At 72.8% G+C, this 25,270-nt stretch carries 29 protein-coding genes; 13 read left to right on the forward strand and 16 right to left on the reverse strand.

Features of this window, described 5'->3' with window-relative positions:
• Positions 1 to 24 precede the first annotated feature (24 nt).
• Positions 25 to 2,451 (reverse strand): phosphatase PAP2 family protein, encoded by a 2,427-nt coding sequence (locus AC2H4J_RS10295; RefSeq protein ID WP_487464764.1) that lies wholly within the window; start codon positions 2,449 to 2,451, stop codon positions 25 to 27.
• Between the two features lie 291 nt (positions 2,452 to 2,742).
• Between AC2H4J_RS10295 and AC2H4J_RS10300 the strand changes: the two genes are divergently transcribed.
• Positions 2,743 to 3,177, forward strand: a complete 435-nt coding sequence (locus AC2H4J_RS10300) for a response regulator (RefSeq protein ID WP_487464765.1) — start codon at positions 2,743 to 2,745, stop codon at positions 3,175 to 3,177.
• Here the strand turns inward: AC2H4J_RS10300 and AC2H4J_RS10305 are convergent.
• Positions 3,165 to 3,746 (reverse strand): helix-turn-helix domain-containing protein, encoded by a 582-nt coding sequence (locus tag AC2H4J_RS10305; protein ID WP_487464766.1) that lies wholly within the window; start codon positions 3,744 to 3,746, stop codon positions 3,165 to 3,167. The two genes, AC2H4J_RS10300 and AC2H4J_RS10305, sit on opposite strands and share 13 nt — an antisense overlap.
• 69 nt (positions 3,747 to 3,815) lie before the next feature.
• Here AC2H4J_RS10305 and AC2H4J_RS10310 point away from each other — a divergent pair, with 69 nt between their 5' ends.
• The 6 genes from AC2H4J_RS10310 to AC2H4J_RS10335 all read left to right on the forward strand — a co-directional run bounded on the left by AC2H4J_RS10310 (position 3,816) and on the right by AC2H4J_RS10335 (position 8,962).
• A complete protein-coding gene (locus tag AC2H4J_RS10310) occupies positions 3,816 to 4,784 on the forward strand; it encodes an NAD(P)/FAD-dependent oxidoreductase (RefSeq protein ID WP_487464767.1) in 969 nt (322 codons plus the stop codon).
• Positions 4,785 to 4,786: 2 nt separating this feature from the next.
• Entirely contained in the window at positions 4,787 to 5,416 is a 630-nt protein-coding gene (locus AC2H4J_RS10315) for a class I SAM-dependent methyltransferase (RefSeq protein WP_487464768.1), read from the forward strand.
• Positions 5,417 to 5,644: 228 nt separating this feature from the next.
• Positions 5,645 to 6,739 carry an ABC transporter substrate-binding protein gene (locus AC2H4J_RS10320; RefSeq protein ID WP_487464769.1) on the forward strand — a complete coding sequence of 365 codons (1,095 nt, stop codon included), beginning with the start codon at positions 5,645 to 5,647 and terminating at the stop codon, positions 6,737 to 6,739.
• Positions 6,740 to 6,772: 33 nt separating this feature from the next.
• Positions 6,773 to 7,582, forward strand: a complete 810-nt coding sequence (locus tag AC2H4J_RS10325; RefSeq protein ID WP_487464770.1) for an ABC transporter ATP-binding protein — start codon at positions 6,773 to 6,775, stop codon at positions 7,580 to 7,582.
• Positions 7,572 to 8,465, forward strand: coding sequence for an ABC transporter permease (locus AC2H4J_RS10330; RefSeq protein WP_487464771.1), 894 nt, complete (start codon positions 7,572 to 7,574; stop codon positions 8,463 to 8,465). Before AC2H4J_RS10325 ends, AC2H4J_RS10330 begins: the two co-directional genes overlap by 11 nt.
• 167 nt (positions 8,466 to 8,632) lie before the next feature.
• Complete coding sequence (locus tag AC2H4J_RS10335) at positions 8,633 to 8,962, forward strand: hypothetical protein (RefSeq protein WP_487464772.1); 330 nt, start codon at positions 8,633 to 8,635, stop codon at positions 8,960 to 8,962.
• A gap of 110 nt (positions 8,963 to 9,072) precedes the next feature.
• Here the strand turns inward: AC2H4J_RS10335 and AC2H4J_RS10340 are convergent, their stop codons facing one another.
• The 8 genes from AC2H4J_RS10340 to AC2H4J_RS10375 form a co-directional block, all read right to left on the reverse strand.
• The gene (locus tag AC2H4J_RS10340; protein WP_487464773.1) at positions 9,073 to 9,363 is read right to left on the reverse strand and encodes a phosphatase RsbU N-terminal domain-containing protein; all 291 of its coding nucleotides are present in this window, start codon (positions 9,361 to 9,363) and stop codon (positions 9,073 to 9,075) included.
• Positions 9,360 to 9,770 (reverse strand): STAS domain-containing protein, encoded by a 411-nt coding sequence (locus AC2H4J_RS10345; RefSeq protein ID WP_487464774.1) that lies wholly within the window; start codon positions 9,768 to 9,770, stop codon positions 9,360 to 9,362. The genes AC2H4J_RS10340 and AC2H4J_RS10345 overlap by 4 nt, the downstream gene beginning before the upstream one ends.
• On the reverse strand, positions 9,767 to 10,681 hold the full coding sequence (locus AC2H4J_RS10350) for an STAS domain-containing protein (RefSeq protein ID WP_487464775.1): 915 nt from the start codon (positions 10,679 to 10,681) through the stop codon (positions 9,767 to 9,769). The genes AC2H4J_RS10345 and AC2H4J_RS10350 overlap by 4 nt, the downstream gene beginning before the upstream one ends.
• Positions 10,678 to 11,757 (reverse strand): sigma-70 family RNA polymerase sigma factor, encoded by a 1,080-nt coding sequence (locus AC2H4J_RS10355; RefSeq protein ID WP_487464776.1) that lies wholly within the window; start codon positions 11,755 to 11,757, stop codon positions 10,678 to 10,680. The genes AC2H4J_RS10350 and AC2H4J_RS10355 overlap by 4 nt, the downstream gene beginning before the upstream one ends.
• Positions 11,758 to 11,835: 78 nt before the next feature.
• Complete coding sequence (locus AC2H4J_RS10360) at positions 11,836 to 12,861, reverse strand: acetamidase/formamidase family protein (protein WP_487464777.1); 1,026 nt, start codon at positions 12,859 to 12,861, stop codon at positions 11,836 to 11,838.
• Complete coding sequence (locus tag AC2H4J_RS10365) at positions 12,858 to 13,457, reverse strand: APC family permease (protein ID WP_487464778.1); 600 nt, start codon at positions 13,455 to 13,457, stop codon at positions 12,858 to 12,860. Before AC2H4J_RS10365 ends, AC2H4J_RS10360 begins: the two co-directional genes overlap by 4 nt.
• On the reverse strand, positions 13,436 to 14,305 hold the full coding sequence (locus AC2H4J_RS10370) for an APC family permease (protein ID WP_487464779.1): 870 nt from the start codon (positions 14,303 to 14,305) through the stop codon (positions 13,436 to 13,438). The genes AC2H4J_RS10365 and AC2H4J_RS10370 overlap by 22 nt, the downstream gene beginning before the upstream one ends.
• A gap of 81 nt (positions 14,306 to 14,386) precedes the next feature.
• Positions 14,387 to 15,430 carry an ABC transporter substrate-binding protein gene (locus tag AC2H4J_RS10375; protein ID WP_487464780.1) on the reverse strand — a complete coding sequence of 348 codons (1,044 nt, stop codon included), beginning with the start codon at positions 15,428 to 15,430 and terminating at the stop codon, positions 14,387 to 14,389.
• A 20-nt stretch (positions 15,431 to 15,450) separates the two neighbouring features.
• Here AC2H4J_RS10375 and AC2H4J_RS10380 point away from each other — a divergent pair, with 20 nt between their 5' ends.
• Positions 15,451 to 15,903: a MarR family winged helix-turn-helix transcriptional regulator gene (locus tag AC2H4J_RS10380; RefSeq protein ID WP_487464781.1), complete on the forward strand. Its 453-nt coding sequence runs from the start codon at positions 15,451 to 15,453 to the stop codon at positions 15,901 to 15,903.
• Positions 15,904 to 15,909: 6 nt separating this feature from the next.
• Here the strand turns inward: AC2H4J_RS10380 and AC2H4J_RS10385 are convergent, their stop codons facing one another.
• The gene (locus tag AC2H4J_RS10385; RefSeq protein ID WP_487464782.1) at positions 15,910 to 16,701 is read right to left on the reverse strand and encodes an esterase/lipase family protein; all 792 of its coding nucleotides are present in this window, start codon (positions 16,699 to 16,701) and stop codon (positions 15,910 to 15,912) included.
• Positions 16,702 to 16,734: 33 nt separating this feature from the next.
• Positions 16,735 to 17,040 carry a hypothetical protein gene (locus tag AC2H4J_RS10390; RefSeq protein WP_487464783.1) on the reverse strand — a complete coding sequence of 102 codons (306 nt, stop codon included), beginning with the start codon at positions 17,038 to 17,040 and terminating at the stop codon, positions 16,735 to 16,737.
• A 143-nt stretch (positions 17,041 to 17,183) separates the two neighbouring features.
• On the opposite strand from AC2H4J_RS10390, the gene AC2H4J_RS10395 reads away from it, so the two are divergent.
• The gene (locus tag AC2H4J_RS10395; RefSeq protein ID WP_487464784.1) at positions 17,184 to 17,444 is read left to right on the forward strand and encodes a hypothetical protein; all 261 of its coding nucleotides are present in this window, start codon (positions 17,184 to 17,186) and stop codon (positions 17,442 to 17,444) included.
• On the opposite strand, the gene AC2H4J_RS10400 is transcribed toward AC2H4J_RS10395, so the two are convergent.
• Together AC2H4J_RS10400 and AC2H4J_RS10405 are read right to left on the reverse strand one after the other, a co-directional pair.
• Positions 17,407 to 18,603 carry an acyl-CoA dehydrogenase family protein gene (locus AC2H4J_RS10400; protein ID WP_487464785.1) on the reverse strand — a complete coding sequence of 399 codons (1,197 nt, stop codon included), beginning with the start codon at positions 18,601 to 18,603 and terminating at the stop codon, positions 17,407 to 17,409. The genes AC2H4J_RS10395 and AC2H4J_RS10400 overlap by 38 nt on opposite strands.
• A gap of 43 nt (positions 18,604 to 18,646) precedes the next feature.
• Positions 18,647 to 19,156: a mycothiol transferase gene (locus AC2H4J_RS10405; protein WP_487464786.1), complete on the reverse strand. Its 510-nt coding sequence runs from the start codon at positions 19,154 to 19,156 to the stop codon at positions 18,647 to 18,649.
• An 813-nt stretch (positions 19,157 to 19,969) separates the two neighbouring features.
• Here AC2H4J_RS10405 and AC2H4J_RS10410 point away from each other — a divergent pair.
• Positions 19,970 to 20,533, forward strand: coding sequence for an HNH endonuclease signature motif containing protein (locus AC2H4J_RS10410; protein ID WP_487464787.1), 564 nt, complete (start codon positions 19,970 to 19,972; stop codon positions 20,531 to 20,533).
• Between the two features lie 66 nt (positions 20,534 to 20,599).
• Positions 20,600 to 20,938, forward strand: coding sequence for a universal stress protein (locus tag AC2H4J_RS10415; RefSeq protein WP_487464788.1), 339 nt, complete (start codon positions 20,600 to 20,602; stop codon positions 20,936 to 20,938).
• A gap of 4 nt (positions 20,939 to 20,942) precedes the next feature.
• On the opposite strand, the gene AC2H4J_RS10420 is transcribed toward AC2H4J_RS10415, so the two are convergent.
• Both AC2H4J_RS10420 and AC2H4J_RS10425 read right to left on the reverse strand, forming a co-directional pair.
• On the reverse strand, positions 20,943 to 22,118 hold the full coding sequence (locus AC2H4J_RS10420; RefSeq protein ID WP_487464789.1) for a serine/threonine-protein kinase: 1,176 nt from the start codon (positions 22,116 to 22,118) through the stop codon (positions 20,943 to 20,945).
• A gap of 27 nt (positions 22,119 to 22,145) precedes the next feature.
• Positions 22,146 to 22,268: a hypothetical protein gene (locus AC2H4J_RS10425; protein WP_487464790.1), complete on the reverse strand. Its 123-nt coding sequence runs from the start codon at positions 22,266 to 22,268 to the stop codon at positions 22,146 to 22,148.
• 107 nt (positions 22,269 to 22,375) lie between these two features.
• Here AC2H4J_RS10425 and AC2H4J_RS10430 point away from each other — a divergent pair, with 107 nt between their 5' ends.
• Together AC2H4J_RS10430 and AC2H4J_RS10435 are read left to right on the forward strand one after the other, a co-directional pair.
• Positions 22,376 to 23,545, forward strand: coding sequence for an AI-2E family transporter (locus AC2H4J_RS10430; protein ID WP_487464791.1), 1,170 nt, complete (start codon positions 22,376 to 22,378; stop codon positions 23,543 to 23,545).
• A 487-nt stretch (positions 23,546 to 24,032) separates the two neighbouring features.
• Positions 24,033 to 25,202 carry an amino acid ABC transporter substrate-binding protein gene (locus tag AC2H4J_RS10435; protein ID WP_487464792.1) on the forward strand — a complete coding sequence of 390 codons (1,170 nt, stop codon included), beginning with the start codon at positions 24,033 to 24,035 and terminating at the stop codon, positions 25,200 to 25,202.
• Positions 25,203 to 25,270 lie beyond the last annotated feature (68 nt).

Genomic DNA, 25,270 nt, shown 5'->3' on the forward strand with positions numbered 1-25,270 from the left:
GGGCGACCACCGCGGCCAGGACGGTCACAGGAGCATGCGGTGCTCGAGCCGGCCGGACAGTGCCCACCCCAGGACGGCCGGCAGCCAGAAGGTCAGGACCCGGACGGTGAGCACGCTCGCGCCCGCCGCGCCCGGCGCGGCGCCCGCCGCCGTGAGCGCGAGCAGCAGCTCCGCCTCGGCCAGGCCCGGGGCCCCGGCGACCGGCAGCACCGCCCACGCCAGGCGGAGCACGGCGTAGATCGAGACGGTGGTCAGCACCGGGACGCCGCCGTGCAGCCCGTGCAGAATGGCCGCCAGCGCGGAGGCCTCCAGCGCGAAGCCGACAGCGGCCCAGGCCAGCTGGACGACCCAGCGGCGCCGTGCGGTGGCGCGGTCCTGGCCGTCGTGCCGCCAGGCGGAGCCGGGGAGCCCGAGCAGTTTCTGCCGCAGGGGGCTGGGCCGCGCGCTGCCGCCCCGCCGGGATGCCAGTAGCTGGCCCACCAGCACGAGCAGGAAGCCGCCCAGCCCGATCAGCACGACCGGCCACGGTGCCGGGGGCAGCCGCCAGGCGGCCGAGGTGCCGTCCAGCCACGTCAGCACCGCCGTGCCGACGGCGACGACCAGCGCGGCGAGCACGGCGCCGACGTCGAAGCGGTCGATCGCCCGCTCCGCGGCGGAGGGCAGCACCCCGCTGCGCTCCAGGAACCGGGCCGCCACCCGCCGACGGTCGACCGGGCCACGCCGCAGCGTCGCCCCGTCGGCGGCGACGGTGGCGGCGAACACCCGCCCGAGCGGGAGTCGGCGGTCGACGGCGATCTCGGCGGCCGCGGCGGCCGCCCCGCGGGCCAGGAGGACCAGGGCGAGCGCGCCCCCGAGCCAGCGCCAGCCGTTGACCTCCACGGTCTGGGCCACGGAGGCGGCGCCGCTCTGCCAGGCGAGGCCGACGAGCACGACCAGGCCGGCCGCGGTGATCGCCACCCAGGCCAGGGGGCCCGCCGGGCCGAACTGCAGGCGCGCGGGATCGGAGAGACCGAGCCGGCCGCGGATGTCCGCCCGCAGGGCGCCCAGCGGATCCGGCCGCCCGTGCAGCGCGACGCGGGTGGAACGGGACAGCGCGAGCGGAGCCAGCCCCGGGAGGGCGGCGGCGACGGCATCCGGTCCCAATACCTCGACCGCGGCGGACACGACCACGTGCGGATCGCTCCGCGACACCAGGGACGCCATGAGCTCGGCGACGTCGCCGGCGAGCGTGACGTCGTCGGCGCCGGTCTGGGCGTTGCCGAAGTCGACGAGCCACGGCAGGCCCTCGGAGTCGACGACCACGCTGGAGGCGACCAGGTCGCGGTGGGCGATGCGCGCCCCGCGCAGCAGCGCCACCTGGTCCCACACCCGGCGCAGTAGCTCCGGCGTGAGCTCCTCCGGCCGGAGCGAGTCGAGCGCCCGGCCGGGAACGGCGGCCATCGCGATGACGGCTCCGCGGTCGGTCCCGCGGGCCACGAGCACCTCGGGCACGCGCACGCCCCGGGCGTGCGCGGTCAGCATCGCCACCGCCTCGTGCTCGGCCAGCCGCCCGAGCGGAGCCAGCGCATCGGCGTCCTTCACGTCGCGGACGGCCAGCAGCCGGGCCAGCCGGAACAACCAGTCGCGCTCGTACCGGTCGGGATCGAGCACCTTCACGAAGACGTCGCGGCCGGGCGGCGCCACGGCGGTGAAGGCATGCGAGCTGCGCGCCTCGACGAGGGCCGGCCGCAGGTCCTCCACCTGCAGCCCGTAGCGGGCGAGCAGGGCGGCGACCCCGGTCCCCGAGGGCTGCCAGCGGGGCACGCCCAGCGCCCAGTGCACGAGGGATCCGATGGCCCACCCGGCGGCCAGCCCGCCCAGGACGTCGAGCGGCAGGTGCGCGCCGACGTAGATGCGGGCCAGACCCACGATCCAGGCCAGGGCCCAGGCGACCCGCCGGGTGCGGCGGGTCAGGTAGGGCGCGGCGGCGGTCGCCATGGCGGCGGCCACGGTCGCGTGCCCGCTGATGAAGCCGGCCCCGCCGATGGCGCCCTCGTGCAGCACCGCGCCGACCGGGAGGGCCGCCGGCCGCTCCCGTCCGACCGCGCTCTTGACCAGGTCGGCGGCGAAGTAGGCGAGCAGGCCGGAGACGAGCACGTCGCGAGCCAGGCGGAACCGGCGGAACAGAGCCGCCACTGCGGCTAGGCTGGGCACCGCCACGACGTTGCCCAGCTGCATGAGCGCCCAGACCACGGGCAGGACGAAGCCCGGCAGGTCGTTGACCAACCGGAACAGGTCCCGCTCGACGGCCGTCAGCTCGCCCTGCTGCGCGAGCAGGAAGCCCAGCCCCAGGACGGCGAGGCCCAGCCCGACCCGGAGCGCGTCACCGGGGTGCCGCTGGGGCCGGTCGGCCCGCGGCGCGGGCGTCGCGGGCGCGTGCCGGCGGGACCGGGGCTGCAGGACCTGGGCCATGGAGGCGAGTCGACACCACGCGAGGCCCTCGGGGGCAGGGTCTTCCGGCTCACCGGGGCGGACCGGGCGGCCCCTGTGCGGTGGTCGACCGGCGGCGAGCATGGTGCCCGTGAAGCCCGCCGACGCCGGCACGCTCATCCTCGTCGCGGTCAACCTGCGCGTCGGCGGGCTGATGTGAGGTGGACGCACACGACCGGGCACTGGGCCGAGTTGACCGCGGGGACGGCGGGAGGGCTACGGTCGCCGATCGGCGGGGTCGGCCGGAGCCGCAACTCGCCCGAGGAGGTCCAGGTGACCGGACGGTCGTGCCCGTGTGGTGAGCGGCGGGCGTCCGAGCGAGGCGCCATCCGGGTGCTCGTCGTCGATGACCATCCCATGGTGCGCAGCACCCTGGCCGCGCTGCTGTCCGACGAGGCGGATCTGACCGTCGTGGGGGAGTGCGAGGACGGCGCGCAGGTGGTCGAGGCGGTGGAGCGACTGCGGCCGGACGTCGTCGTGATGGATCTGGTCATGCCGGGGATGGACGGCCTCGCCGCCACGGAGGCGTTGCACGCGGTCCGGCCGGGACCGCGCGTCGTCGTCCTCACGGCCGAGCCGGGCCGGCGACCCGAGGTGGAGGCCGTCGGGGCGCACGCGCTGGTGCCGAAGGACCTCCGTTCCGGCGCCCTGCTCGCGTGCCTGCGCACCGTCGTCGTCGGCTGCGGGTGCTGCCCCTACTGCCTCTGAGCGGGGCGGGCGCGGACGTGCATCCGCTCGCCCTGGGGTCCGAACAGGCACAGCACCTCCGCCGGTTCGTCGCCGGTGCCGAACGCGTGCGGGACGTGGGTGTCGAACTCCGCAGCCTCCCCGGGCTTCAAGGTGAGGTCGTGCTCGCCCAGGAGCAGCCGCAGCCGGCCCGACAGCACGTAGAGCCACTCGTAGCCCTCGTGCGACTGCTGCTCGGGGGCCGGCCGGTGTGCCGGGACGATCTGCTTGAACGCCTGGAGGCCGCCCGGGCGCCGGGTCAGCGGGACCACGGTGATGCCGTTGGCGTCGAACGGCTCGGCATGGATCCGCGGGTCGCCGGTCGCGGGAGCGCCGACCAGCTCGTCGAGCGGCACCTGGTGCGCCCGCGCCAGGGGGAGCAGCAGCTCCAGGGTCGGCCGGCGCTGACCCGACTCCAGGCGGGACAGGGTGCTGACCGAGATCCCGGTCGTCGCGGACAGGGCGGTCAGGGTCACGTCCCGCTCCAGGCGGAGCGCCTTCAGTCGCGGGCCGACTCCGGTGAGCACGTCCCGGTCGTCATTCTTTGCCATAGCAGCAACGGTACTTGCCAGCTGGCGACGTCGGGTCGACAGTCGACACAACCGACCAGAAGGAGCGACATGGACGAGCAGTACGACGTGGTGGTGATCGGCGGCGGCGCCGCGGGACTGAGCGGAGCGGTCGCCCTGGCGCGGTCGCGCCGGCGCGTGCTGGTTGTGGACGCCGGGGAGCCGCGGAACGCGAAGGCATCGCACGTGCACAACTACCTGGCGCGCGAGGGCATGCCGCCGGCTGACCTGCTCGCCGCGGGACGCGCAGAGGTCGCCCTGTACGGCGGCACGGTGGTGGCGGGGCGGGTGACCTCGGTCGAGCGCGGCGACGACGGTGCGTTCCGGGTCACCCTCGACGACGGACGCCGCACGGTCGCCCGCCGTCTTCTCGTCACCACCGGACTGGTGGACGAGCTGCCCGACGTCCCCGGTCTGGCGCAGCGCTGGGGGCGCGACGTCCTGCACTGCCCGTACTGCCACGGGTGGGAGGCGCGCGACCGGGCGATCGGCGTGCTCGCCACCGGTCCGATGACGCTGCACCAGGCCCTGCTGTGGCGGCAGCTGAGCGCCGACGTGACCGTGTTCGGGCACACCGGTCCGGGATTGACCGACGACGAGCGGGAGCAGTTGGCGGCGCGGGGCATCCCGGTCGTCGACGGCGAGGTGACCGAGCTGACCGTCGACGGCGACCGGCTCACCGGCGTCCGGCTGGCATCGGGAGAGGTGGTCGCGCGCGACGTGGTCGTCGTGAGCCCGCGGTTCACCGCCCGCTCGGCCCTGCTGACCCAGCTCGGCCTCGAGACGACCGAGCACGTGGTCGACGGCACCGTGCTCGGCACGTTCGTCCCGGCGGACCCGACGGGCGCCACCGCGGTCGCCGGCGTCTGGGTGGCGGGCAACGTCACCGCACTGATGGCGCAGGTCATCGGCTCGGCCGCCGCCGGACTGATGGCGGGAGCGGCGATCAACGGTGACCTCGCCATGGCTGACACCCGCGCGGCCGTCGCCGCCGCCCGCGAACTCGCGGCGGTGAGCTGACCGTGCAGCACGACGAGCAGTCCTTCGAGGAGATGTACCGCTCTGCCGACGCGCTGTGGAGCGGGAAGCCGAACGCGCAGCTGGTCGCGGAGGCGGGCGATCTGTCCCCGGGCACCGCGCTGGACGTCGGCTGCGGCGAGGGTGCGGACGTGGTCTGGCTGGCTGCTCGCGGGTGGCAGGTGACCGGGGTCGACTTCGCGGCCACCGCCCTGGAGCGGGCCGCGGCCGGCGCGGCGGCGGCGGGCCAGGAGGTGGCCGCGCGGATCGAGTGGGTGCGTGCCGACGTGACGCGGTGGACGCCCGAGCCGGCGAGCTTCGACCTGGTCTCCGCCCAGTTCATGCACCTGGTGACCGAGGAGCGCCGGGCACTGTTCGCCCGGCTGGCCGACGCCGTGCGGCCAGGTGGGCAGCTGCTTCTCGTGGGGCACGACTTCAGCGACATCGCGGCCGGCGCGCACCGTCCGGAGGAGCCCGAGAGGTTCTTCACCGCCGCGGAGGCCGCGGCCGCCCTCGACCCCGCGGACTGGGAGGTGCTGGTGGCCGAGGCCCGCCCGCGGCCGGCCCATCAGCACGAAGGCGAGCACATCGAGGTGCACGACGCCGTCGTGCGTGCGCGGAGGAGAAAAATCTGACCGGAGAGAAAAACTACTAATGCGGTGGACTTGGTGTGGGTATCGTCCCCGCCATGCCTTCGCTCCTCCTCGTGGCCCGCCGCCACCTCGACCACGGACGACTGAGCAGTGCGCTCTGTCCGTCGGCCTGACCGCCGCCCCCTTCTGCTCTTCCACCCGGGCGCGCGGCCGCGACGACGCGCACTCGGGGCCCGTCGCCGTCCGCCCGCCCTCGCCCGACGAGGAACCATGGCCACGAACCGCACGATGCCGACCCCGCTCCGCCGCACGCTCGCCCTGCTCGCCCTGCTGCCGCTGGCCGCCGGTCTCGCCGCCTGCGGCGGCACCAGCAACGCCGAGTCCGGCGACGCCAAGGGCGGCGCCGCCCCCGAGCTCCGGCTCGGGTACTTCGCCAACGTCACCCACGCTCCCGCCCTGATCGGCGTTCAGGAGGGGTTGTTCACCAAGGAGCTCGGCGCCACCAAGCTCACGACGCAGGTCTTCAACGCCGGCCCCGACGAGGTCGAGGCACTGTTCGGCGGCGCGCTCGACGCGGCGTACATCGGCCCCAGCCCGACCATCAACGCCTACGGCCAGAGCAACGGCGACGCCCTTCGCATCATCGCCGGGGCAGCCTCCGGCGGTGCGCAGCTCGTCGTCCGCAACGGCATCGACAAGCCCGCCGACCTGAAGGGCAAGACGCTGGCGAGCCCGCAGCTCGGCAACACCCAGGACGTCGCCCTGCGCACCTGGCTCACCGGCCAGGGCCTGAAGAACAGCGTCAGCGGGGGCGGGGACGTGACGATCGCGCCGACCGCCAACAGCGACGTCCTCAACCTCTTCCAGAGTGGCCAGCTCGACGGCGCCTGGGTGCCCGAGCCCTATGCCTCGCGGCTCGTGATCGACGGCGGCGGCCACGTGCTGGTCGACGAGAAGGACCTCTGGCCGGACGGCAAGTTCGTCACGACCCACCTGATCGTGCGCACCGACTTCCTGAAGCAGTACCCGGACACCGTTGCCGCGTTGCTCCGCGGCCACGTCGCCGCGGTGAAGGAGGCCACGGACGACGCGGCCAAGGCCAAGACCGCGGTGAACACCGCCCTCGGGGCAGCGGGCGGCAAGTCGCTCTCGCCCGCGGTGCTCGACCGCGCGTGGAGCGAGCTGACCGTCACCTACGACCCGATCCCCGCGGCCCTGAAGAAGTCTGCCGCGAACGGTGTCGCCGCCGGGACCACGGAGAAGGCGGTCGACCTGAAGGGCATCTACGACCTCCGCCCGCTCAACGCCGTCCTCAAGGCCCAGAACCTCGAGCCGGTCTCGGCCGGCGGCCTCGGCGACCAGTAACCCGTACCACCCGACCCCCGCAGGGAGCACCGCATGAGCACCGAGTCCGCGATCGTGGAGGCCCCCGTCCGCACCGCCCAGGTGCGCACGGCGCCGCCGCGGCGGCCCGCCGCCGTCCGGGTGGAGGGGGTGTCCCAGGTGTTCGAGCGGGGCCGCCCGGCCGTCCTCCAGGGGATGGACCTCACTGTCGCGCCGGGTGAGTTCGTCTGCCTGGTGGGGGCCTCGGGTTGCGGGAAGTCGACGCTGCTCAACCTGATCGCGGGGCTGACGACGCCGACGTCGGGAACGATCTCGGTGACCGCCGAGCGGCCGGCGCTGATGTTCCAGGAGCCGGCGCTCCTGCCCTGGCTCACCGCCGCGGGCAACGTGGAGCTCGCGCTCCGCGCCCGTGGGGTGGGCCGGGCGGAGCGCCGCGCCGCGGCCGAGCGCCTGCTCGGGGTGGTCAACCTGGCCGGCCAGGGCGGCAAGCGGGTGCACGAGCTGTCGGGCGGCATGCGCCAGCGGGTCGCGCTCGCCCGGGCGCTCGCCCAGGACAGTTCCGTCCTGCTGATGGACGAGCCGTTCGCCGCTCTCGACGCGATCACCCGCGACGTGCTGCACCAGGAGCTCACCCGGGTGTGGGCCGAGCAGGGGCTGTCGATCGTGTTCGTGACGCACAACGTGCGCGAGGCCGCCCGGCTGGGGCAGCGCGTGGTGCTGCTCGGATCCCGGCCCGGCCGCGTCGTCCGGGAGTGGCAGGTCGACATCCCGCAGCCGCGCACCATCGAGTCCCCCGGGGTCAGCGCCCTCGCCGCGGAGATCACCCGCGAGCTGCACGAGGAGATCAGCCGCCATGCCAACTGACACCGGCCTGAACGTCGTCGAGAAGAGCACCAACCAGACGGTCGAGGCCGGACTCGATGCGCTCAACGCTGCCCCCGACCTGCCGGCCGGCCCCGGGCTGGGACGCATCCTCGTGCGCTCGGTGCTCCCGCCGATCGTGTTCCTCGCCGCGCTCGTCGGCGTGTGGCAGCTGGCCTACCTCGCCGAGCTGAAGCCGCCCTACGCGCTCCCGTCGCCGGCCGACGTCGGCGCCACGTTCTGGTCGACGGTCCAGGACGGCCGCGCGATCGAAGCGGTGTGGACCAGCCTGAGTCGCGGTGCGGTCGGCTTCGCGATGTCACTGGTCATCGGCAGCATGCTGGGGCTGGCCATGTGGTGGAGCCGGTGGCTGCGGGCGGCCATCGGGCCGATCGTCAGCGGGTTGCAGAGCCTGCCCTCGGTCGCCTGGGTGCCGGCCGCGATCATCTGGTTCCAGCTGACCAACGCCGCGATCTACACCGTCGTCCTGCTCGGTGCCGTGCCGTCGATCGCCAACGGGCTGCTCGGTGGGCTCAAGCAGGTGCCCCCGCTGTTCGACCGCGTCGGTCGGGTGCTCGGCCTGTCGACCCTCGGGCGCATCCGGTACGTCCTGCTGCCCGCGGCGCTCCCGGGGTACCTGGGCGGTCTGCGCCAGGGATGGGCCTTCGCGTGGCGCTCGCTGATGGCCGCCGAGCTGATCACCTACTCGCCGAGCCTCGGCCAGGGCCTCGGGCAGCTGCTCAACATCGGGCGTGAGCTGTCGCAGATGTCCCTGGTGATCACCTCCATCGTGCTGATCCTCGTCGTGGGGATCGCGATCGAGCTGCTGATCTTCGCCCCGATCGAGCGGCGCGTCCTGATCCGGCGGGGCCTGACCATCCGCTGAGCGTCTCGGGGGACGCCCCTACCCGTCGGGCATGACGCGGCGACACGCCGTCGTCTGTGGCCCGGCGGTCGGGGGCGCCGCGTCATGGCCGGGGGGTGACGGGGTCTTCATCCACGTATCCCATGGCAGCGGCGGAAGGTCGCTGCCCCGGACCAAGGAGACCCCTCATGAACCTTCGTCGAAGCATCGCCTCCGTAGGTGCCGCCAGCGCGATCGCGGCCGGCGGTCTGTTCGTGGCCGCGCCCGCCCAGGCCGCGCCCGTCGTCACGGGCGGGCTGGTCAACGTCACCGTCGTCGACCTCCTGGACGTCAACAACAACCGAATTCTCCAGAACGTGGGCGTGGGTGTGGCCGCCAACGTCATGGCGCAGGTCTGCGGCACCCAGGTGGGCGCGAACGTGCTGAACATCCTGAGCGGGGTCGCGCAGGGGCAGGACGTCACCTGCACCAATCGCGCCGGCACCCAGACGGTCACCATCGATCAGGTCGGCGGCTGACCCTCCGCTGACGCCCCCCTTCGCGGTCTGACCGGCCGCGTCGCGCCGACCCCCCGGCCGGGAGGCAGTGCCCCCGCTTCCCGGCCGGGGCCTGGGCGCGCCCCTACCTCCTACCGCCCCTCCAGCAGGCCCCGCTGGGCCATGTCCGCCGTGGCGAGGACCTCGAGGAAGAACTCCGACGCCGCGGTGGCGAACTCGGTCAGGGCCTCCGCGGGCGTTTCACGCAGCGCCTCGAGCAGGACTTCGTGGTGGATTCGGGCCAGTTCCAGGATGCTCACCCCGTCCGTGACCGCCCGTCGGCCGATCTCGTAGCCCCGGCTCAGGGCGGCCTCCTCCCTGCGGGGCAGGTACTGGAGGAACGCGACGCGGTAGTCACGGGTGAGGTCGTCGAGCCGGCTCATCGCGCGGGCATCCGACGGACCGCCCCGGCACCGTTGCGGTTGGAGACCCGGCTGTCCAGATGCTCCAGCCCCTCCTCGAGGTCCAGCGCGGTCTCGAGGGTCCCGGTCGACATGCCCAGGGCGACCATCGCGAACGCGACGTCCGGCTGGATGCCCACGACGACGGTCACCGCGCCGCGAAGCCGGGCCACCTGCCCGATGGTGCGCAGCGTGCGCGCGCCGAAGGAGTCGAGGACGTCCAGCGCCGCCACGTCGATGATCACGCCCCGGGACCGGTGCTGTCCGATCTGCTCGATGAGGTCCTCGCGGAAACGGTCCATCTGGGTGTCGTCGAGGGCGGTGTGGATGGATGCGATCAGGTAGGGACCCTGTCGCAGGATGGAGACGAGCTTGGGTCCCGGTGTCATGGGCTGCCCGCCCCTACGTCGCGCCCGACGGTGTAGCCGAGCAGCCGCTCGGCCTCTTCGAGACCGCCCTGCAGGTCGCCGATCGTGTCCATCTTGCTGAGGTCGACCCCGATGGTGACCAGCGTCTGGGCGATCAGCGGCGACAGCCCGGTGATGATCACGCTGGCGCCCATGAGCCGAGAGGCGTCCACCGTCTGCACGAGGTGGTTGGCAACGGTCTCGTCGACGTCCGGGACACCGGTGATGTCGATGACCACCACCTTGGCGCGGTGGGTGCGGATGCCCGTGAGCAGCTGCTCGGTCAGCTGGCGCGCCCGTTCGCTGTCCAGCACGCCGATCATCGGCAGGATCAGAAGTCGCTCCCGGACGGGCAGGACCGGCGTCGACAGTTCCCGGATCGAGTCCTGTTGCTGACGGATCACCCGCTCCCGCTCGTCGACGAAGCTGACCGCGACGGTGTTCGCGATGCGGTTGGCCGCGGGCTCGTAGGCGTCCAGCACCCGGTTCAGCAGGCCGAAGTCCCGCTGGTACTTCTCGAACAGCGAGCGGGCCAGCACGTCGCGCAGGAGCAGCACGATGCCGACCACTTCGTGTGTCTCCACCCCCCTCGGGATGATCCGCTCGGAGAGGTCGCGGGCGTATCGCTGGAGGGCCTCGACGCTGCCGGTCTCGAGCACCTCGACGTAGTTGTCGTAGACCGAGGTCGTCTCAGCGGCCATCTCCTGGGGCGTCATCGCGTGCAGCAGACCCGCATCCTGGATGCGCCCCGCCCACTCCTGGCGCAGCTTCGTCCGGTGCTCGCGCAGATGGGCGACGAGCTGGGGCAGCAGCTGGTCCTCGTCGGTCCGGTCGATCGCGGGGAAGTCGGCCGAGACCTCCTCGGCCACGTTCTGGTCATCCTGAACAGTCATCCCGCACCCCACCATTTCGTCATCGTCACCGTCGTCCCGGCGCCGACCCTCGACACCAGTTCGAACTCGTCCATCAACCTCCGAGCACCGGGAAGTCCCAGCCCGAGCCCGTTGTACGTGCTGTAGCCGTCGGTCAGGGCCCTGTCGACGTCATCGATCCCGGGCCCGTGGTCCGTGGCGATGACGCGCAGACCCTTGCGGGACTCCTCCACCAGTTCGATCACCAGTTCACCTGAGCCGGCGAAGCGAACGATGTTGCGGGCGACCTCGGAGACGGCGGTCGCGATCAGCGTCAGGTCGGTCCGCGAGAAGCCCAGACGCGAGGCCAGCTCTCGCGCCGCTTGACGCGCCGTCACGATGTCCGCGTCTGCCCGGATCGAGATGCGGAGCTCGTCGTCGCGCGGGGCGCTGCGCTCCATCAGCGGCCGGCTCAGTCGCGCGCACAGGTCGCACTCGAGCAGGTGGCGGCCCGCCTCGGCTTCGCGCTGTCGTCGGCGGTCCCCTCCGGACAGCGAGAGCAGGACGGGACGGCACCGGTCGGTCGGCGGCTCGACCCGGTCGAGTGCCAGCAGGTATTCCACCCGCAGTCGGGCCCGGGTCCGGTTCAGCTGGGCTGCGACCGCCCCAGCCGTCGACCCGAGCTCGTCCGCGAGGGAACGGGTGTCCTGCCCGGACACCTCGTGTGCCAGCAGTACCTCGCGCTCGCGCTCGCTCAGGCGGGAGAGTGCCTCGGCCACCGCCGATCGCTCCTCGTCCGCCAGGAGTGCTTCGTCCACGGGGTCCGAGGGGCGCAGGTCGACGATGCGGTGCTGGTTGCGCCGGTGGCGGTCCTGCTCACGCCACTGGTTCACCACGACGTTGCGGGCGGTGGCGATCGCGTAGGGCTCCAACAGGTCGCGGTCGACACGCTCGGCGGCCGCGAGCACCCGCGTCAGCGTCTCCTGCACGAGATCGTCGGCGGTCGCATCGTCCCGCACACGCGCGGCGACGATGCGCCGCACCATCGGGATCAAGGCGGCCACGTCGTCCTGAGGCCGGGACCGGCCGGACGCGCCCAGCGACCGCTGTGCCTCCACCCGGCGGACGCTACGCCCGAGCGGCCCTCCGTGGCCTCCCGAGAGGCGGGGTTCCGGCGACCCCTCGGCGTCCCGACCTCAGCGCTGTGCCAGGTAGTCGGCCGCGGTCTCCCGGAGCCGCTCGTGCACCCCGTCCGCGACGACGGCGTCCCTGCCGAGATACCGCTTCGCCAGCTTGGCGACCATCGTGTAATTGGTGTCGACGACGTTGCCGGCCGGAGCGAGACCGGCCTGGCTGACCAGCTGGTAGGCGTCGAGGGTGTCCCAGCCGGTGAGCTCGGCGGCCCACGTCACCAGGTCGTGCTGGCTGACCCGGTAGGCGTCCTCGAGCGGCCGGGTCGAGCCGGTCGACATCAGGTAGTCGTCGCTCTCGATCCGCGGCCAGCCCGGACCGCCGCCCTTGATCAGGTCGACGACGACCACCGTGCGCATCGCCGCCTCGACCGCGGTGCCGCACACCTCGCCCTCGCCCTGCCGGCAGTGCCCGTCGCCGAGCGACAGCAGCCCGCCCGGCACGTTGACGCCGAAGTACGCAGTCGTCCCCGCGCGCATCTCCGGGGTGTCCATGTTCCCGCCGTGGGCGCCGGGGGTGATGCTCGCGAACACCTCCCCACCGGCCGGGGCCACGCCGATCGTGCCGTGCATCGGGTCGAGCGGGAGTTCCACCTCGGGGCCGCCGCGGCGAGGCCGGAACAGGCAGGTGCCCCGGTCGCGGTCGACCTCGTAGACCCAGACGAGCTCGTCGAGCGGGTCGTGCAGCATGGCGGTGGTGTGGGTGGCGGTGAGCGCCCCGAAGTGCGGGAACGTGGCCGACACCGCCCAGTCGCGGGCGGGCGCGATCTCGACCAGGTGCACCGCGAGGGTGTCGCCGGGCTCGGCGCCCTCGACGGCGATGGGACCCGTGACCGGATTGAGGTACGGGAACTCGCACACCCGGCTCGGCAGGTCGTCGACCGTCCGGACCCGGCCGCCGAAGCAGTCCTCCGTGGTCAGCTCGACGATCGTGCCGGGCCGCACGGTCAGCAGCGGCTCGCCGCCGCCGAAGGTGTACCGGAGCTGGTCGGGCGTCGGCTCGAGCGGGACGACCTCGAGCGTCGTCGTCACAGGCCCTCCTCCGCGCGGAGTTCCGGCTCGCGGCCCGTGACCATCAGGAAGATCAGGATCGCCACGCCGACGCCGAGCCAGACGAAGCCGAGCCGCTGGGCGGCCACCTGCGCGTTGATGACCACGTAGAGCAGGATGCCGAAGCCGATCACCGGCACGGCCAGGTGCCGCCACCAGTCGCGGCTCTTCCGCCGGCCGATGAAGTGCCAGACCACGGAGACGTGCAGCAACAGGAACGCCGTCAGCGCGCCGAAGTTGACCAGCGTCGACAGCAGCGTGATGCCGTCGTCCCGGCTGCTCATGTACAGGCCCAGGGCGAGGGAGATGACCGCGACGGCCAGCGTGGCGTTGACCGGCACGCGCCGCACCGGGTGGACCTTGGCGAGGAAGCCCGGCAGCTGGTGGTCGCGCGCCATCGCGAACAGCAGCCGCGACGTGGCCGCCTGCGCGACCAGCGAGTTGGCGAAGCCCCAGGCGATCGCGGTGGCGACGGCGGTGAGCACGTAGAGCCAGTGGCCGCCGGCCACCTGGGCGGCGTCGTAGAACGCGGTGCCGCCGGCGTCGCCGTCCGAGATCAGCTTGTCCGGGTTGGGCACGAGGAGGGCGGCGATCCAGGTCTGGACGATGACAGGACGCCGGCCAGGGCCAGCGCGGCGATCATCGACTTGCCGATGGACCGGGCCGACTCGCGGTTCTCCTCGGCCAGGGTCGAGATGCCGTCGAAGCCCAGGAAGCTCAGCACCGCGATGGAGACCGCGCCGAACACGAGCTTCAGCGAGAACGTGTCGCTGTTGTAGATCGGGGAGAAGTCGAAGCCCTGGCCCTTGCCGCCGGCCAGGGCGGCGATGCCGATGACCAGGAAGATCGCCAGCACGATGAGCTCGGCGACGAGCATGATCTTGTTGACCCGCGCCGTGAACTCGATGCCCAGGTAGTTGACCACGGTGTTGAGGACGACGAAGCCGACCAGCCACACCCAGATCGGCACCGCCGTCACGATCGAGTTCATCGCCACCGACGCGATCAGGTAGAGGAGCCCTGGCACCAGGACGTAGTCCAGCAGGATCATCCAGCCGGCGATGAAGCCGACAGGCTGGGCGATGCCGCGGCCCGCGTAGGTGTAGACCGAGCCGGCCATCGGGAACGCCCGGGACATCTGCGAGTACGAGGCGGCGGTGAAGCCCATCGCCAGCATGCCGATCACGTAGGCGAGCGCGATCATGCCGCCCGATGCCTGGAAGACGCTGCCGAAGATGCCGAACGGGGCGATCGGGACCATGAAGATCAGGCCGTAGACCAGCAGGTCGGTGAAGCTCAGTGACCGCTTGAGCTCCTGGTGGTAGCCGAAGGCCTCCACCCCGGGGTTCCCTGTCGCCGGGATGGGTCCGCCGGCGGCGCGGGGCAGCCGGCCGGCGGGATCGTCAGTGGTCCGGGACTCGCTCATGCCTACTCCTACGTCTCAGCCTCCGGCGCGGAGCCGGGCGCATGGAGAGTAGACCAACTACTTCCAGGTGGAAGTAACGATTCAGGCGCAGGACGATTCGGTCAGTTCGCGGAAGGCGAGGCCGTCGGCGCGGGCCAGCCGCGGCGCCGTGCCCTGCGCCCGGGGCGACCGTCCCCCGGCCAGGGCGGCGGCCATCCGGACGCCGTCGTAGACCCCGCGCGCGTAGGCGCAGACCGCCGGCGCGTCCGGTCCCGACCGTCGCGCATGGCGCTCCTCGAGGGCGAGCTGGTGCTCGTCGGTGCCGTTCCCGGCCGCGACGAAGGACGGCATGCAGGCGTACAGCTCGCCGGTGGTGTCGCCGCCGATCGCGTACAGCCCGTTCTCCTCCAGGGCGCCGGACAGGCGGACCACGCGCCGATCCAGCCCGGCCCGGGCGAACTCACGGTTGAACGCGACCAGGTCCCGGCCCACCAGGCTGAGCAGCACGGCGTCGGCGCGGCTGCGACGCACCAGGTCCAGCAGCGGACCGGGGTCCGTCGGACCGAACGGGACGAGGGCCTCGCCGACCACCTCACCCCCCGCCTCGACCAGGGCGCGCCGGGCGGCGCGGTGCACCGCCCGCGGCCAGACGTAGTCGGTGCCGAGCAGCACCCAGCGCCGCGCGCGCCGCTGCCGCACGAGCCACGTCAGCGCCGCGGCATGCTGGTGCAGCGGTGACTGGCCGAGCCGCACCACACCGGGACGCCGGGCGCCACCCTCGTGCGGCGGCGTGAAGACGTAGCGCGCACCCGGTGGCAGGGCGCGCTCCACGGCCCGGTGGACGTCGCTGGTGTGGAACCCGACCAGCACCTCGAAGGCGCCGGCGCGGTGCAGCGCCGCCGTCTCGGCCGCGACGACGTCGGCCGTCCGGCCGGAGTCCACCCCCACCAGCTCGATCGGCCGGCCCGCGACGCCGCCCGCGGCGTTGACCTCGTCGGCGGCCAGGCCGGCGAGGTCGAGGGCCGAGGGCGCGGTCATGGCCAGGGGGCCGGTCAGCGGCACGGCCAGTCCCATGCGGACGACGTCCGTTGTCGGGCCGCTGAGCAGCGCCTCCCACGGATCGAGGAGTCCGGACCGGTTGGGCACCTGCTGAGTATGGTGCCGCCATGGGTCCAGCAGGGGGCGCGCCGGCCGAGACGTCGCCCGCCCGGGTGTCCGACGATCTCGTCGAGCTGCTGACCGTCACCCAGCGCCGGGTCGCCCGGGGTGTGGCCGCGCTGCTGGCCGAGGACGGCGCCACCCTCGACGGCTACCGGCTGCTGCGGTCGCTGGCCGGTGACGCCGGCCGGTCGATGGGCGAGCTCGTCACCGCGCTGCACCTGCCCGCGCCGACGCTGACCCGACTGGTCGACGGGGCCGTCGACGCCGCCCTGGTCTACCGGTTGCCCGACCCGGACGACGGCCGGAAGGTCGTCGTCCACCTGTCCGAGCCGGGCCGGGCGCGGCTCGCGAGGCTGGAGGCGCTGGTGGCCGCGCACGAGTCCGCGCTGGCGACCGCGCTCGGCGGCGACCGGGTCGCCGCACTGGTCCGCGCCCTCGGGGACCTCGCCGAGGCCTGAGGCCGCTCAGTCCTCGGGCGGGAACAGCGCGCCCAGCCCGAACCGGGTCGGCCGCTCGAACGGCTTCCAGTCGTTGCGAGGCTGGGCCAGCCGGTCGGCCACCACCCAGAGAGTGGCGGGGTCGTGCCCCATCCCGAGATGGCTCGAGTGCACGGCGACGTTCTCGCTCCGCGGACCGGGCCGCTGCCGGCAGGCGCGCCAGTCGACGACGCCGTCCCATCGCGAGTAGATCGCCGTGCTCGGCACCGGCAACGGCCGGGCCAGGGCTCCCCGGGACGCGGTGTGCCGCCGTTCGGCCGCCGACTCCGGTGCCAGTCGGCGGTACACGCGGGCACCGGCGCTGTCGTCGGCCTGCCGGCCGGTCATGGCGAAGGGGGACCCCAGGGTGATGACCTGGCGCACCTGGCCCGGCACCCGCTGAGCGAGCCGGCGGGCGTAGATGCCGCCGAGGCTCCAGCCGACGACGCTCACCGTCGTCCGGTGCTCGCCCGCCAGCCGGTCGAGCAGGCGGGGCAGCTCGTCGACGACCTCCTTCGTCGGCCCCCGGTTGCGGCCCAGCGCCCAGCCGACGACGGGATGGCCGAGTCGCCCGATCCAAGCACGCAGCACGCGGGTGGAGACGTCCGAGGCCAGCAGGCCCGGGAGGACGAGGACCGGGTGCGGCTCACCGCGCGGCGCCCAGTGCAGCAACGGCGGCAGTGCCGCCATCGACCCGGCGGTGGCCAGCGTGCGCGCCGGCTCGGTCGCGGCGAGGAGGACACGGCGGCGGGACGACGGAGGTCCGGGACGTGCGGTCACGGGGCGGACATGCCCCGATCCTGGCCGGTGCACTCAGTCGATCGTCGGCGGCAGCAGGCGGGGGGCGAAGACCTCGTCGATCGGACGCGGGCCGACGTACTGCCGGCAGGTGCACGGCACCCAGCTGTGCCCCGACCAGCGGCCGCGCCGGTCGAACGTGTCGCGGCGCAACTCCGCGTAGCAGGTGGAGGTCTCGCGGTCGTGCTGGCTCAGCGCGTGGCCGCACCCGCAGAGCGGCGTCATCGGCGGGGGCGGCGGGAGTTGGCGCCGTCCCAGGCGGCCGGCGACGAAGCCGAGCGCGAGCAGCACGCCGCCCACCAGCAGGCTGATCGGTTCCATCCCCGCGCTCCTTCTCGCTCGTCCGCCCCCGACGGTAACCCGACCGCAGCGCGCCCGCGGCCCGCGATTGCGCGGACCGAAATCGGCCGGATTCACCCGATCGTGACGATTGGCGCGATGTGGCGCGGGGCACAGATTCCCACATGGACAGCTACGCCGTGGGGTTCGCCCGACCCGATCGGTGGTCCTGGGGACAGGAGTCTCAGCCCGCTCGTCCGTGGCACGCCGTCGAGGCCCACCGGCTCCCGATGGAGCTCGACGGGGAGATCGAGCTCGCCGTCTGCGGGGCCATCGTGCAGGTGTGGGGATCGCAGAAGTGGACGCGGGTCGGTGCAGGCCGCACCGCCTGCGCGGACTGTCAGCGCATCACCGCGGTGACGAAGCCGCTGACCTCCGCCCGCTGATCGCGGACAGGCCGGTGATCTCCCGGCCGACGATCAGCGCCTGCACCGAGTCGGTGCCCTCGAAGGTGAAGACCGCCTCCATGTCCGCGTGGTGGCGGGCCACGTGGTTCTCCAGCAGGATGCCGTCGCCGCCCAGGATGTCGCGGGCGTCGGCGACGATCGCCCGGGCCTTCGCCGCGTGGTTCATCTTCGCCAGCGACGCCATGGCCGCCGTCATCCGGCCGGCGTCCGCCAGCTTGGACAGCCGCCAGCACATGAGCTGCATCGACGTGATCTCGGCGAGCATCCGGGCCAGCTTGTCCTGCACCAGCTGGTAGCCGGCGATCGGCTGGCCGAACTGCTCCCGCTTCCTGGCATGCGCCAGCGCCAGTTCGTAGGACGCCGTCGCCAGACCCAGCGCGCGCCACGCCACGGTGTACCGGGTGCGGTCGAGCACCTGGGAGACATCCTTGAACGAGTGGCACTCGGCGAGCTTGTTCTCCGCCGGCACCCGGACGTCGGTCAGCGTGATCTCGGCCTGCCACACCGCCCGCAGCGCCGTCTTGCCGGTCATGACCGTGGCCTCGTAGCCCGGGGTCCCCTTCTCGACGACGTAGCCGCCGACGGCGCCGTCCTCGTTCCGGGCCCAGATGATCACGTAGTCGGCGATCGAGCCGTTGCCGATCCACTTCTTCTGGCCGTTCAGCACGAAGGAGTCGCCGTCGCGGCGGGCAGAGGTCTCCAGGCCGACGGCGTCCGAGCCGTGCCGGGGCTCGGTCAACCCGAAGGCGCCGATCTTCTCCATGCGGGCCATCGCGGGAAGCCAGCGTTCGCGCTGCTCCTCGTTGCCGAGCAGGGCGATCGACTGCATGGCCAGGAAACTGTGCACGCCGTAGAAGGTGCCGATGCTGCCGTCGGCGCGCGCCCACTCCGCCGCTACCAGCCCGGCCGCCACCGCGCTCATGCCCGGCGAGCCGTAGCCCTCGACGGTGCCGCCGGAGATGCCGAGCTCCGCGATCTTGGGCACCAGGTCGAACGGGAACTCGGCCCGCTCCCAGTACTCGTTGATGTGCGGGGTGACCTCTGCCTCGCAGAAGGCCCGTACCCGGTCGCGGATCTCGATCTCCTCGGGCTCGAGGAGATCCTCGACGGCGTAGAAGTCGGTGCTCGGCTCGCTCACCTGCGCGACGCTAGAGGCCGGGTCCGACTTCCGCGCGCCGTGATCACCGGTTCGGGAGCAGCCCCCGCAGCAGCGCGGCCTGCCCGACGTGCTGCAGGTCGTCGGAGAGGACGCTGACCAAGCGGAGGCCGAGCGTGACCGGCGGTTCCCAGCGGGTGTCGACGACGGCGTCGAGGTCGTCGTCGGACAGGCCGCGCAGGAACTCCGCCGTCCGCTCGTGCACCGCCTCCGCGTACTCGAGCAGCAGGTCGGCCGACGGCACGCGGACCTGCGCGACCTGCTCGGAGTCGAATCCGTAGCCGGTGGCCCCGGACGGGAAGGGCAGGTCGAAGAGGGTGACCCAGCCGCCGGCCGTCCACACCTGCTCGGAGCCCGCGACGTCGGCGACGTGGTCGTCCTGCACGCGGGCCAGGTGCCAGGCCAGCCAGGCGATGGTGTTCGCGTCGGGGCCGATCCGGGAGGTGAGTTCGTCCGGGGTCAGGCCGGCGACCGCCCGGCCGAGGGTTTCCTGGATCTGGCCGTAGGCGTAGAGAAGGAGGTCGCGGCTGCGCATGCCGCCATCCTGGTGGTCGTGCCGGTCCCGTGCGCGTCGTCGTCATCGCGTCGGCCTGTCAAGGACAATCCAAGGTCTGTGGACAGGCTTCTGACCTGGGGATTCGCGCTGCGGAGCGTTCCTTGTTCCAGTATCCTTCGTACATGTGTTCGGACGGTTCGGGTGATGCGCTCGCCGACCTGGAGCGCGCCCTGGACCGGGTGACCGCCGAGAACCTGAAGGGCATGTTCGGCCCGCAGCTGCTGGAGCGGTCCCGCCGGCTGCTGGCCGCGACGAACCGGCTCGCCGCCCAGGTCACCTCCACCGTGCGGGAGGGCGAGCTGACGCAGGCGTCCCAGCACGACGGGGCGAAGACGATGCAGGCCTGGCTGCGCGGGCACGGCCTGTTGTCCTCGACAGCGGCGCACCGGCTGGTGGTCTCCGGGCGGGCGCTGGAACACCTGCCCGCCGTGGCGGCGGCGTTCGCCGCCGGCCGGGTGACCGCCGAGGCGGTCGCGGTGATCGCGCCGGTCGCCCGCGACGAGCACCGGGCCGCGGCCGCGGCTGCCGGGGTGGAGCTGGCCGCGGTGGATGCGGTGCTGGCCGACGCCGCCGCCACCCGCCCGCACAACGAGCTGGCGCAGGTGGTGCACCACTACCTGGCCAACCTCGACCCCGACGGCGCCGAACCCGACCCCACCGAGGGCCGCCGGTTCACCCTCGTCCGGCACGCCGACGGCAGCGTGTCCGGCCGGTTCGACCTCGACGCGGTCGGCGGGGAGAAGGTGCAGGCCGCGCTCGAGTCGATCGTGCAGGCCAACCGGCCGGCCGGGGATGGCCAGGCGCAGCCAGCAGCAGGCCGACGCCCTGGTGCAGCTGGCCGACAACGCGCTGGCCGCCGGGACCCTGCCGTTCCTGCGCACCGTGAAGCCGCGGGTGGTGGTCACCATCGACCTCGACGACCTGGCCGATCCGCATCCCGGGCACGGCGCCGCGCGCACCGGCTTCGGGGCGATCATCTCCGCCGCCCGGGCCCGGATGCTGGCCTGCGACGGCGGCATCGCCCGGATCGTGTTCGGCCCCGACGGCCAACCCCGTGACGTGGGCCGGGAGAACCGGTTCTTCCCGCCGCACCTCCGCCGGGCCCTGGACGCCCGCGACCGGGGTTGCGTGTTCGCCGGCTGCCATGCCCCCACCCACTGGTGCGACGCCCATCATGTCCTGCACTGGCTCGACGGCGGAGAGACCTCGGTGGAGAACGGGGCGCTGCTGTGCGAGCGGCACCACACCAAGGTCCATCACGGGTTCCGCATCGAGCGACAACCCGGCGGCCGATGGCGCACCTACCGCCCCGACGGCACCGAGATCCTCATGCCGGAGCCCCTGCTCGCCGCCTGATCGATCTGTGGTTCTCACGCGGCGAGGACTCTGGCGGCACCGCAGGGGAGGGCGCATCCTGCCCTCATGACGGAGGAGGTCCGCCGTCCGCTGGTGCTCGTCGACGTCCACCCGACGGCCTGTGGCTACCGGGCGCTGCTCTGGGCGCTGCGCGAAGCGGAACGCCGTGACGCCGACCTGCTCGCCGTGACCGTGTGGTTCGGGGACCCCGGCCAGCCCGACGAAGGCCGCGCGGAGATGGAGGAGGCGCTCACGGCGATGGTGCGGGGCGCCGTCGAGGAGACCGGCGTCCATGGCCGTACCCGGGTCGCATCGGTGACCGCTCCGGTGACGGTGCGGGACGTCGCCGTCAGTACGCGGGCCGAGCTCCTGGTGATGGGTGCGGAAGAGGTCCCGGTCGCCTGATCGTTCAGAGCAGCCCCAGCAGGGCCGCCACCAGCAGGCCGAGCCCGACCAGGACCAGCAGCACGACCACGACGGTGACCACCAACGGGACGACGACCCAGCGGCGCTTGAACCGGCGCCGCCGCGGGCCCTCGACCGGGCCGGTCTTCCGGTCCCGTCGTCGATCCCTGAGGTGCCGAGCCTGGTCGCGGGCGTCCCGGGCCACCGAGGTCAGCAGCGATTTCGAGGCGGAGGCGAGGGCCCGCAGGTCGTCGGCGTCGAGTCGCTCCACCGACGGTGCGGGCAGGGATGCGGGGGCCGCCGGGGGAGTGGGTTCGTCCGCACGCGGTCCCGCGAGCACTGCGGACAGCTGCGCGCGGGCCCGCGCCGCGTCCGAGCGCGCCGCGGGGTCCTTCGTCAGCAGCCCCCGCAGGACGGGCTCGAGCGGTCCGGCACGCAGCATCGGCGCCGGGTGCTCGGAGACGACCGACATCATCGTGGCCATCGCCTCGCCGCGCGCGAACGGCGGACGTCCCTCCACCGCGGCGTACAGCGTCGCGCCGAGCGACCAGAGGTCCACCGGGGGCCGGGGCTCGTCCCCGTAGGCACGCTCGGGCGCCATGTAGGACGGCGAACCGATCAGCGCACCCCCGGTGGTCAGGCTCGAATCGCCGGTCGTGGTCGCGATGCCGAAGTCCGTCAGGTACGCGTGCCCGTCGCTCTCCACCAGCACGTTGGCCGGCTTCACGTCGCGGTGCACGATGCCGGCGTCGTGGGCCGCCTCGAGCGCCGACAGGACGTCGAGCCCGATCCTCGCGACCGCCGCCACCGGCAGCGGGCCCTGCTCCTCGAGGACGTCCTGCAGGCTGCGCGCCTGGACGTGCTCCATGACGAGCCAGGGGCGGCCGTCCTCCTCGACGACGTCGTGGACGCCGACGACGCGGGGATGGTCCAGCCGTGCCGCGGCCCGTGCCTCGCGCAGGGTGCGCTCGCGCAGGATCGCGCGCTCCTCGGCGGAGAGGTCGACGGAGAAGGTGATCTCCTTCAACGCCACCTCGCGTGCGAGCACTCGGTCGGTGGCCCGCCAGACGGTGCCCATGCCACCGCGGCCGAGCACCTCCGAGAGCGCGTACCGGCCGGCGACGATGCGGGGTTCGTGCCGCAGCTGTGGTCCGGTGTCCGGGCCGATGTCGGCAGTCATGGACGCGCCAGTACCCCGTGCGTACGGTCAGGACTCGTCGGCGTCGGGATCCGGTTCGCTCTGCGCCTCGAGGTCGGCCGCCTGCTCGGGAGTCTCCTGCTCGAGGGCGATGTCGCGCGGCTGGGGGTTCGCGGATTCCGGTGTGCTCATGATGCGAGCCTGCCCCAGGGGCGCGCCGTCCGCCCGGCGCCGGAGCCCGGCTGAGAGGCCGGACTCAATGTAGGTTGCGCACCGCCGATCGGGGGCATGAGGCGCCGGTGACTTTCTCCTTCCCCGCGGATCGGAGCTCCCGCCCGGTTCCGGTGCGCACGATCCTGACCACCATCGGTCTGGTCCTCGCCACCCTGCTGTTGATCTACATCGTGCTGCAGATTCGGCAGGTGCTGACCTGGATCGTCGTCGGCGCCTTCTTCGCGGTGGCCCTCTACCCGCTGGTCGGATGGGTGCAGAAGCGATTGCTCGGCGGACGGCGTCGCGCGCTCGCCACGTTCCTCGTCTTCCTCCTCGTCTTCATCCTGTTCGCTGCCCTCATCGCGGCCTTCGCTGTGCCCCTGGTCGACGAGGGGACGAAGCTCGCCGGACAGTTGCCGCAACAGATCGCCGACGCGCGGTCCGGACGCGGCCCGATCGGCGATCTGCTCCAGCGCACCCACGCGTTGCAGTGGGTGCAGGACAACCAGTCCAAGATCAGCACGTTCGCCAGCGGCCTCACCGCCCCGGCCGCGAGCGTCGCCTCCGGCTTCGCCACCGGCATCGCGGGAACGCTGACCGTGTTCGTCCTGGCGTACCTGATGGTGCTCGAGGGCCCGAAGGTCGTCCAGACGTCCCTGAACGTCTTCCGGCCCAGCACGTCCGAGCGGATCCGGCGGGTGGGCGGCGACTGCGCGAAGTCGGTGACGGGGTACATCTCCGGCAACCTGCTGATCAGCTTCATCTGCGGGCTGCTCACCTACATCGTCCTGCTCGTCTCCGGCGTGCCGTTCGCCGCGCTCATCGCGCTGTTCGTGGGCATCGCCGACCTGATGCCGCTGGTCGGGGCCACGATCGGAGGGGCGGTGGCGGTCCTTGCCGGTTTCATCCACTCGATCCCGGCCGGCATCGCCGTGCTGGTGTTCTTCGTCCTGTACCAGCAGCTGGAGAACCACCTGCTGCAGCCGCTGGTCTTCGCCCGCACCGTCCAGCTCAACCCGCTCACCGTGATCATCGCGATCCTGATCGGCGTGGAGCTGCTCGGCATCCTCGGGGCGCTGCTCGCGATCCCGGTGGCCAGCATGATCCAGGTCATCCTCCGCGACCTCTGGGACCACCGGCGTGGGCGCCCGAAGGAGGAGCCGACCGTCGGCGTCGACGAGGAGCCTGCCGTGGCTTCCCCGCCGCCCTCGCTGGAGGCGCCGGGGGCCGAGCTGCCAGGAGTGCGGCGGGCCTAGCGTCGAGGCCCGACCACGACGCCCCCGGGCTCTTCTTCGGAGACGGCCCGGGGGCGTCGTCGTCGGTGCCCGGGCGGCCGCAACCGATTGCTGTGGAGCCCGGGCCAACCCCCGGGGCGCCGCGCAGGGCGGGCGCAGCACCGGGTGCCGGGCAGTCCCGTTCCGGAACCGCTCCGCTCTCCGCCGACCTACCTGCTCCCCGGGCCTCTGTGGCCCCGACCGACCGTGCTCCTGCGCGAAAGCAGCCAATTTCCGGCCACCGGCACCGTGCACGAGTCCCGGGCGTCACGGTTATCGGAGAGTTACTTGACACCTGTGAGCCCCACCACACAGGATTGGCTCCTCGCGTCGCAAACGATTGCGACAGCTCGGACCGGGAACGGGAGCTTCGATGGCGAAGCAGCACAAGCCAGGAAATCTTGCACGCCGGGGATGGTCGGGTACAGCTCTCCGAGCGGTCGCTGCCGGGGCGGCGGTCCTTCTCGCAGTGAGCGCGTGCGGGAGCAAGCCCAGCGAGAAGGCCGCCTCGGGCGACAGCAAGGACCCGATCGTCGTCGGCATCTCGCTGCCTTTGACCGGTGACTTCTCCCAGCCCGGTGGCGAGGCCCGCAAGGGCTACGAGATCTGGCGCGACCAGGTCAACGCCGCAGGCGGTCTGCTCGGGCGCAAGATCGAGCTCAAGATCACCGACGACGCGAGCAACCAGGACACGGTCGTCACCGACTACACGAAGCTGATCACGCAGGACAAGGTCGACCTGCTGCTCGGCACGTTCTCCACGCTGCTGAACTTCCCCGCCTCCGCGGTCGCCGAGAAGAACGGCATGCTCTACGTCGAGCCCGCCGGTGGCGCACCGAAGATGTTCGACCGGGGCTTCAAGAAGCTGTTCTTCGCCCAGCAGGCGACGGCGTCGCACCAGCCGGACGTCTTCGTCGACTACATCAAGAGCCTGCCGGCCGACCAGCGGCCCAAGACCGCCGCCTACCCGACGCAGGACGACCCCTTCACCACGCCGGTGATCGAGTCGATGCAGAAGCAGCTGGAGGCGCTCGGCGTCCAGACCGTCTACAACACGACCTACCCGGCCGACGCCACCAACTTCCAGACGATCGCCAGCGCGATCGCCGCGGCCAAGCCGGACCTGATCGCCCAGGGCGCCGTCTTCGAGGACGGCGTGGGCCTCATCCGCTCGCTGCAGCAGCTCAACTACTCGCCGAAGATGATGTTCCAGACCTCGGCACCGAGCAACGCCGGTCAGTACAGCGACGGCATCGGTGTGAAGAACACCGAGGGCGTGTTCTACACGGTCAGCTGGAACGAGAAGGCGAAGACGCCGGGCAACGACAAGTTCGTCGCCGAGTACGCCAAGCGCTACAACGGCGGCATCCCCGCCGAGGACGCCGCTGACGCCTACGCCGCGGCGCAGGTCGTCCAGGCCGCCGTGGAGAAGGTCGGCTCGCTCGACCAGAGCAAGCTGGCCGAGTGGCTGCACAAGAACGAGGTCGACAGCATCCTCGGGCCGCTGGCGTGGGACGAGACCGGCGCCCCGACCAAGCAGTTCCTGCTCGGCCAGTGGCAGAACGGCACGCCGGAGATCGTCGCCCCGAAGGACGCGGCCACGGTCGGCTCGGCTGTCGCCAAGACGCCCTGGCAGTGAGTCGACCGGCCCGGCGTCCCGTCGGCGGACGGGGCGCCGGGCCTCTGACCAGCACGCACACCCGGAAG

The sequence above is a fragment of the Blastococcus sp. OS1-29 genome (assembly GCF_057628075.1).